Source organism: Candidatus Neomarinimicrobiota bacterium, from assembly GCA_022567655.1.
Lineage (GTDB): Bacteria > Fidelibacterota > SORT01 > SORT01 > SORT01 > JADFGO01.
Genome location: JADFGO010000118.1, coordinates 1 through 5,538, shown reverse-complemented (window position 1 = coordinate 5,538; position 5,538 = coordinate 1). Strand labels below are relative to the sequence as shown.

The window sequence follows — 5,538 nt, the reverse complement described above, 5'->3', positions numbered from 1 at the left end:
CCCATCCCCTGTTAACCGACCCAGCCAATGGATTTTCGCCCGGATTCACAGCCGAGAGGAGCTTCATCGGAGTACTCAGTGTAAATGCCAGCGCACCTGCCCCTAACTCCATCCACCTGAGAAACTCTCTCCTCTCCATCCCTCTACTATCATTTCCTTCAGTTTTTTTATTCATTGTCGCTTCCTCGCTATACTTGAAAATCTCCTGTATTCACGGTTCGTTCTGGTATACTTTTTAATACGCGATTACCAAGTCTTGCCAGATTGTCACCGATTTTTTACCGTCCCGGTCACCGGCACTTCCGTTCCAGACTGAAAAAGCCACGGAAAGATGCTGTCCCGGAACAAAATCCATACTGTTTTGACCCTCACCCTTCATAGAGCGCCTGAAAACAACCCTATACGTTCCGATATCGTATACCCCGAATGATTGTACGTTCTGCTCGATCATAGGCCGGGCCTTGAGCGTACCGAATCCCGTCGCTGTGAGATTTTCCACGGCAGATTTTCTCGTCGGATCCGATACAATATTTCCTGCTCCCCATCCGGTTATAAAATCCGGATCAGACTCAAGGGTCAGCGCATTACGCGCCGGTTGTTCTAAAGCAGATTTCATAAGATTGGGATATGAGTCGATTCCTAAGTTAGGGTACATTTTATCTATATCCTGGAATGCGGGTTCAAGATCCGCCTGCCGTTCTGATTTCCACATCCAGATAGTTACTGTCTGATTTTTTTCACCCATTCCGAAAAAAGGAGGGTCATTTTCAGCTGAAAATTCGATGGCGGCGGCATCGCGGAAATCCTGAACTCGAATCGCCGTATGATCGTCGGTTGCATCTGTCCATGTCAACCTGAGCGACAGCTCTTTACCGTCATGAAGAGCTTGCACTGTCAATATTTCCGGCCTGTCAACTCTCCACCACAATGGCATCATATGGATGTTGATTGATCCAGCCTCTCTCCAGATTCCTGCATCAGGATGCTCTGGAATCTTCTCCACTCTGTTCGCTACGATCCTGAATTTCTTCATTTCTGCTATTTCACGCTGTTCCTCGCTTGACATTTCGAGGATGAAATGGGTCAGATGCCACGCCTCCTCTCCGTAAGACCAATCGCTCATAGGCATTGGGGTACCCGGCATCCCCAATACTATCCTGCGGTATACCTCTTTGGGATCGGGATTGCCCTTGAACACACCCATAGTTAGATCCCTCGGCCGTGTCGGCATTCCCTTCTCATCTATCTGGTCGGTGACGCCATCCCCCTCTCCTGTAGTTCCGTGACATGAAGCGCAGGCATCCCGAAACCGTTCAGAGGCTAACCTTGCCCTTTCTAACGTATATTCAGCTTCAGGAGGGATACGCAACATTCCCACTCCGCTGTCACCTACAACCACGTTCGGCTCTATCGGTTCGTTCGCAAAAGATTTGATGTAATGGACGAGACTCCATCTCTCATTTTCGGTTAAGTGCGCCCAGGAGGGCATCGAAGAACCCGGAATCCCCCTCGAAACAGTTCCGAAGATGTCATCATCTGTTGGTACTCTCTCCCATGTAGACACCATCCGATATCGGGCTGCCACAAAATCTCTCGGTTTTGGATATAGTAAGTAGGCTGCTGCGCCTTCTCCTGCCCCGTCCAATCCATGGCACGGCGCGCACTTTTTATCGTACAGAATCTTCCCCACTGCCAACAGTGGGGGTGATGACTCCACATAACTCAGAGGACTCAGGCTCCTTGGCAGCTCACCTGTCTCAATACTCAAAGGTTCCTTGGAGATTTCCGGTTGTGCGCACGTAAACAAAATAATTCCTACTATTGCTATAATTGGTAAAGAATAGGAAGTCTTATTGTGATTGCTCATAGCAATATTCCCTCATATTTTGATATTGACATTCTATCCCCCCATCTGGCACATGAATTGAGGATAAGAATTCCCTTTCGTGGCTGTTTCCATCATTAAATGCTTCTCCGGTTTACAGGATACGGTAAGTTTGATCGCATCCTTGATTTCATTCTCATCCGCTCCGGCTCTCAACATACTCAACAAGTCCGTACCCTGATTACTGGCGAGACACGGAATGAGAACACCCTTTGCAGAGAGTCGCATCCGATTACAGTCGGAACAAAAGTTAGAGCTCAAAGGACTGATGAAACCTACCGTGCCTATGCCGTTAGGTCTGCGGAAATACTTTGCAGGCCCTGATCCTGCGGGCCAATCTTCGATAGGAATCGGTTCTAAAGGATGAGCTAATTGCATCATTTCTTCTAATGGAACTCTTCTCTCAAATGAGAAATAACCGGTCTCCCCCATCGGCATAAGCTCTATGAAACGTACATGGACCGGATAAGTCTCGGTCAGAGCTGCGAAATCGTTTATCTCATCTTCATTCATACCCCGCGACACGACAACATTAAGTTTCACGGGAGAGAATCCATTATCTAATGCACACTCGATTCCCTCTAATACATCAGTGATATTGCCGAAAGAAGTTATACTCTTGTATTTATCAAAGTTCAGAGAGTCAATGCTGATGTTGATCCGATTTAATCCTGCATCGGATAAAGCAGGCGCGAACTTTTTTAAGAATATCCCGTTGGTACTCAGTGAGATGTCATTTATCGAACCCAATTCTCTTAATTTCCCGATCAATGAGGGCAATTGGGGACGTATGAGAGGTTCTCCCCCTGTAATACGAAGTTTCAAAATTCCTAATTCGGAAAAAGATCTGACGAGGGAAATTATCTCCTCATCTGACATGATATCAGAGGCAGAACTGAAATTCGAATACGATTTAGGGAGACAATACGAGCAACGGAGATTACACCTGTCCGTTACCGATAAACGGAGGTAATCTATGTTTCTGTTTAGAGAGTCAACAAGCATGTTACAAACGACATCTCCTTTTTACTGGTGATACTTATTCAGTCAGCGGCAACAACTGCCTCAGTAGGATTTTTCAAATAGACCCCACTTAATTCCTCTAAAAGCCGGTGGAATTTTTCGTGTACTCCCGGACCGATTTTCTCTTCCTCGGCTCTTTCGAAATCCACTAAAAGAGATTGCTGCCTCTCTTCCGGAATATGAATATCGGCCATTTTGAAAAGAACGTTATTCTCTTTATCAATGTGCTCCGTTAACAGTGCGATGTATTTCCTCGCATATCGGACAAAGTCCTTAGACGCGGATTCCCTTCCATCTTTGTAGTCATCAATTGAGTTGCTCATGCCTTTGACATTATCTCGCCCTACGATATGCTCCGATAACATTACCCCTATCGGTCCACCCTCATTGGGTATACCATATTCTTCCAGGGCAGGAAAGAGTATATCCTCTTCTTTACCATGATGACATTTGTCAGCAAACACTTTGAAGAACTCTACTATGTTTTCGAGATCTGTTGATTTCACGTTTTCTCCGGTATCGAGCCTGAGACAGACCTTCTCTAAGATATTCAGCATTACCAGTATTGCATCGTGTTCTTTTACCAATATATCTGTTGGTTTCATTTCTTCTCCTGTAAAGATATTCCACTCGTTAAATGAAATAAAAATTTTGCGAGTATAGTCGCCTTAATTACAATTATTATGCCATTCTTACACTTTTAGGATATCTTTCGGCATAAGCGGCTGATTATCAATGTGATAGCTTTAGTAATGTTTTAACTGATTAGCTTATTGGGATTGATTATTTCCCAGAAATGCAATACTTCGAGTTCAGATTCTTAATAATGCGAATCCGGAACGATTTCATTAAACAGGTCGGTGTTTTCTATAGCACATCTTCTACCCACGACAAAGCAGCCATCATAGAGGGCAGTCCTATTGTGGGCAGGGATAGAATTACAGCGTGACGAATCTCATCGGGTTTGACACCTACACGAAGCGCCTTCCGTGTATGAGAGTGAACTGCTCCCTCTAACCTTGCTCCGATCGAGATACCGAGTTTTACCAACGAACGAGTCTTTTCATCCAAAGGACCCGAATTGTGAACCGCATCTCCCAGTTTTTCATAGCTTTCACCCACCTCGGGATATCTTTCCATAAACTGGAGATAAAATGTTGGTATTTTGTCTGAATTTGTTTTTGACATCATAAACCTCCTTGATTTTTCTCTATAGAGAATTTAAAAGATTTCTCGAACTTCTTAAGCAAAATATAATCTGAATATTGACCTTACCCCCTATACTTGAAACATACACTATGTTACACATTAAGTCGTTAGAATGCACTGGAGTTTTTGCTCATTTCTAATAAACAACTCTTTTTGGAAACAAATGCAAAAGTCCCAAAAACCTATTCTGCAAGCAATGAAAAGAATGTTAAATTCCCCACGCTACTGTTGATGTATTCCTAACTGACCTCACGCTCAACAGGCGTGTACCGATTGTTGATTTTAATCAACTTACAAACCTCATGTCACAATAATGGCACAAACCCGAACCTCTTTCGTTATAATCTTAAGTCCCTGCACAGATAGGATATGAATTATTTAGATTCAAGAACCATTCTTATAATTACGCAACTATAACCACTCTCTGCGAACCGGAACAGTCAAACACTGTTTTGTCACCATTCATTATTCTTTGTTCCGTTAACTATTGCATATCTGCGGTTAATTCTCTTCTTAGGCTCCATGAACGCCAGATGGTGTATATTGCAGGTATGACTATTAGCGTCAGGACCGTTGACGTCAACATTCCTCCCACCATAGGTGCAGCGATACGCTTCATAACATCCGCCCCTGTACCAGCGCTCCACATGATGGGTATCAGGGCTGCGGTCGTAGTAGTAGCTGTCATTATAATTGGCCTCATACGTTGAAGGGCGCCTTGTGTTACTGCCTCTAACAGTAATTCCAACGATGTCATTCTTCCCTCGGTTTTATATCGTTCATAGTATTGGTCGAGATAAACTATCATAATTACACCTGTCTCCACCGCTACGCCTCCGAGAGCGATTATTCCCACCCACACCGCAACGCTCGTGTTGTATCCGAGAACGTATAGAATCCAGATTGCTCCGATAAACGCGAAAGGCACTGAAATCATAACTATCATTGTCTTCGTTACTGAGTTGAAATTGAGGTAAAGCAGCATGAAAATAATAACAAGAGTGATCGGCACAACCAACATCAGTTTTGCGCGAAGACGCTCGAGATAAGTGTACTGTCCCGCCCATTCTAAAGTATATCCACCGGGAAGTTCAACACTCTTCTTGATATATTCTTTTGCCGCCTCTACATAATCGCCATAGCTTTCACCTATCACATCCACAAACACTAACCCGACCTTTGAGCCGTTCTCTGAACGGATCATAGGTGGACCGGTTGTCAACTTTAAGTCTGCTACCTGATATATGGGAATCTGCGCTCCTGAAGGGGTCGGGACGAGTATACGCTTTAATTTATCCACGTCATCACGGAGCTCTCTGGGGTATCTCACATTCACCGGATAGCGCTCCTGACCTTCTATGGTTCGGGTTATATTCTTTCCTCCGATTGCTGTCTCGATGATGTCCTCCACATCACGTACG

The 5,538-nt window shown here is 44.4% G+C and carries 6 protein-coding genes; all 6 read right to left on the bottom strand.

Annotated elements, in window-relative coordinates; translation table 11 throughout:
• Positions 1–175: hypothetical protein (locus IID12_09665; GenBank protein MCH8289354.1), on the bottom strand; the 175-nt coding region annotated here is incomplete at its 3' end.
• A gap of 60 nt (positions 176–235) precedes the next feature.
• Positions 236–1,867, bottom strand: a complete 1,632-nt coding sequence (locus IID12_09660) for a c-type cytochrome (GenBank protein ID MCH8289353.1) — start codon at positions 1,865–1,867, stop codon at positions 236–238.
• A 33-nt stretch (positions 1,868–1,900) separates the two neighbouring features.
• Positions 1,901–2,890, bottom strand: a complete 990-nt coding sequence (gene moaA, locus IID12_09655; GenBank protein MCH8289352.1) for a GTP 3',8-cyclase MoaA — start codon at positions 2,888–2,890, stop codon at positions 1,901–1,903.
• A gap of 38 nt (positions 2,891–2,928) precedes the next feature.
• A complete protein-coding gene (locus IID12_09650) occupies positions 2,929–3,513 on the bottom strand; it encodes a hemerythrin domain-containing protein (GenBank protein ID MCH8289351.1) in 585 nt (194 codons plus the stop codon).
• A 262-nt stretch (positions 3,514–3,775) separates the two neighbouring features.
• A complete protein-coding gene (locus IID12_09645; protein ID MCH8289350.1) occupies positions 3,776–4,096 on the bottom strand; it encodes a carboxymuconolactone decarboxylase family protein in 321 nt (106 codons plus the stop codon).
• Positions 4,097–4,601: 505 nt separating this feature from the next.
• A partial coding sequence (locus IID12_09640) for an efflux RND transporter permease subunit (protein MCH8289349.1) occupies positions 4,602–5,538 on the bottom strand: 937 nt, incomplete at its 5' end.

What these genes read in the sequence shown, in the direction of transcription:
- IID12_09660 (MCH8289353.1), bottom strand. Translation starts at nt 1,867, where the DNA reads ATGAGCAATCACAATAAGACTTCCTATTCTTTACCAATTATAGCAATA.
- moaA (MCH8289352.1), bottom strand. Translation starts at nt 2,890, where the DNA reads ATGCTTGTTGACTCTCTAAACAGAAACATAGATTACCTCCGTTTATCG.
- IID12_09650 (MCH8289351.1), bottom strand. Translation starts at nt 3,513, where the DNA reads ATGAAACCAACAGATATATTGGTAAAAGAACACGATGCAATACTGGTA.
- IID12_09645 (MCH8289350.1), bottom strand. Translation starts at nt 4,096, where the DNA reads ATGTCAAAAACAAATTCAGACAAAATACCAACATTTTATCTCCAGTTT.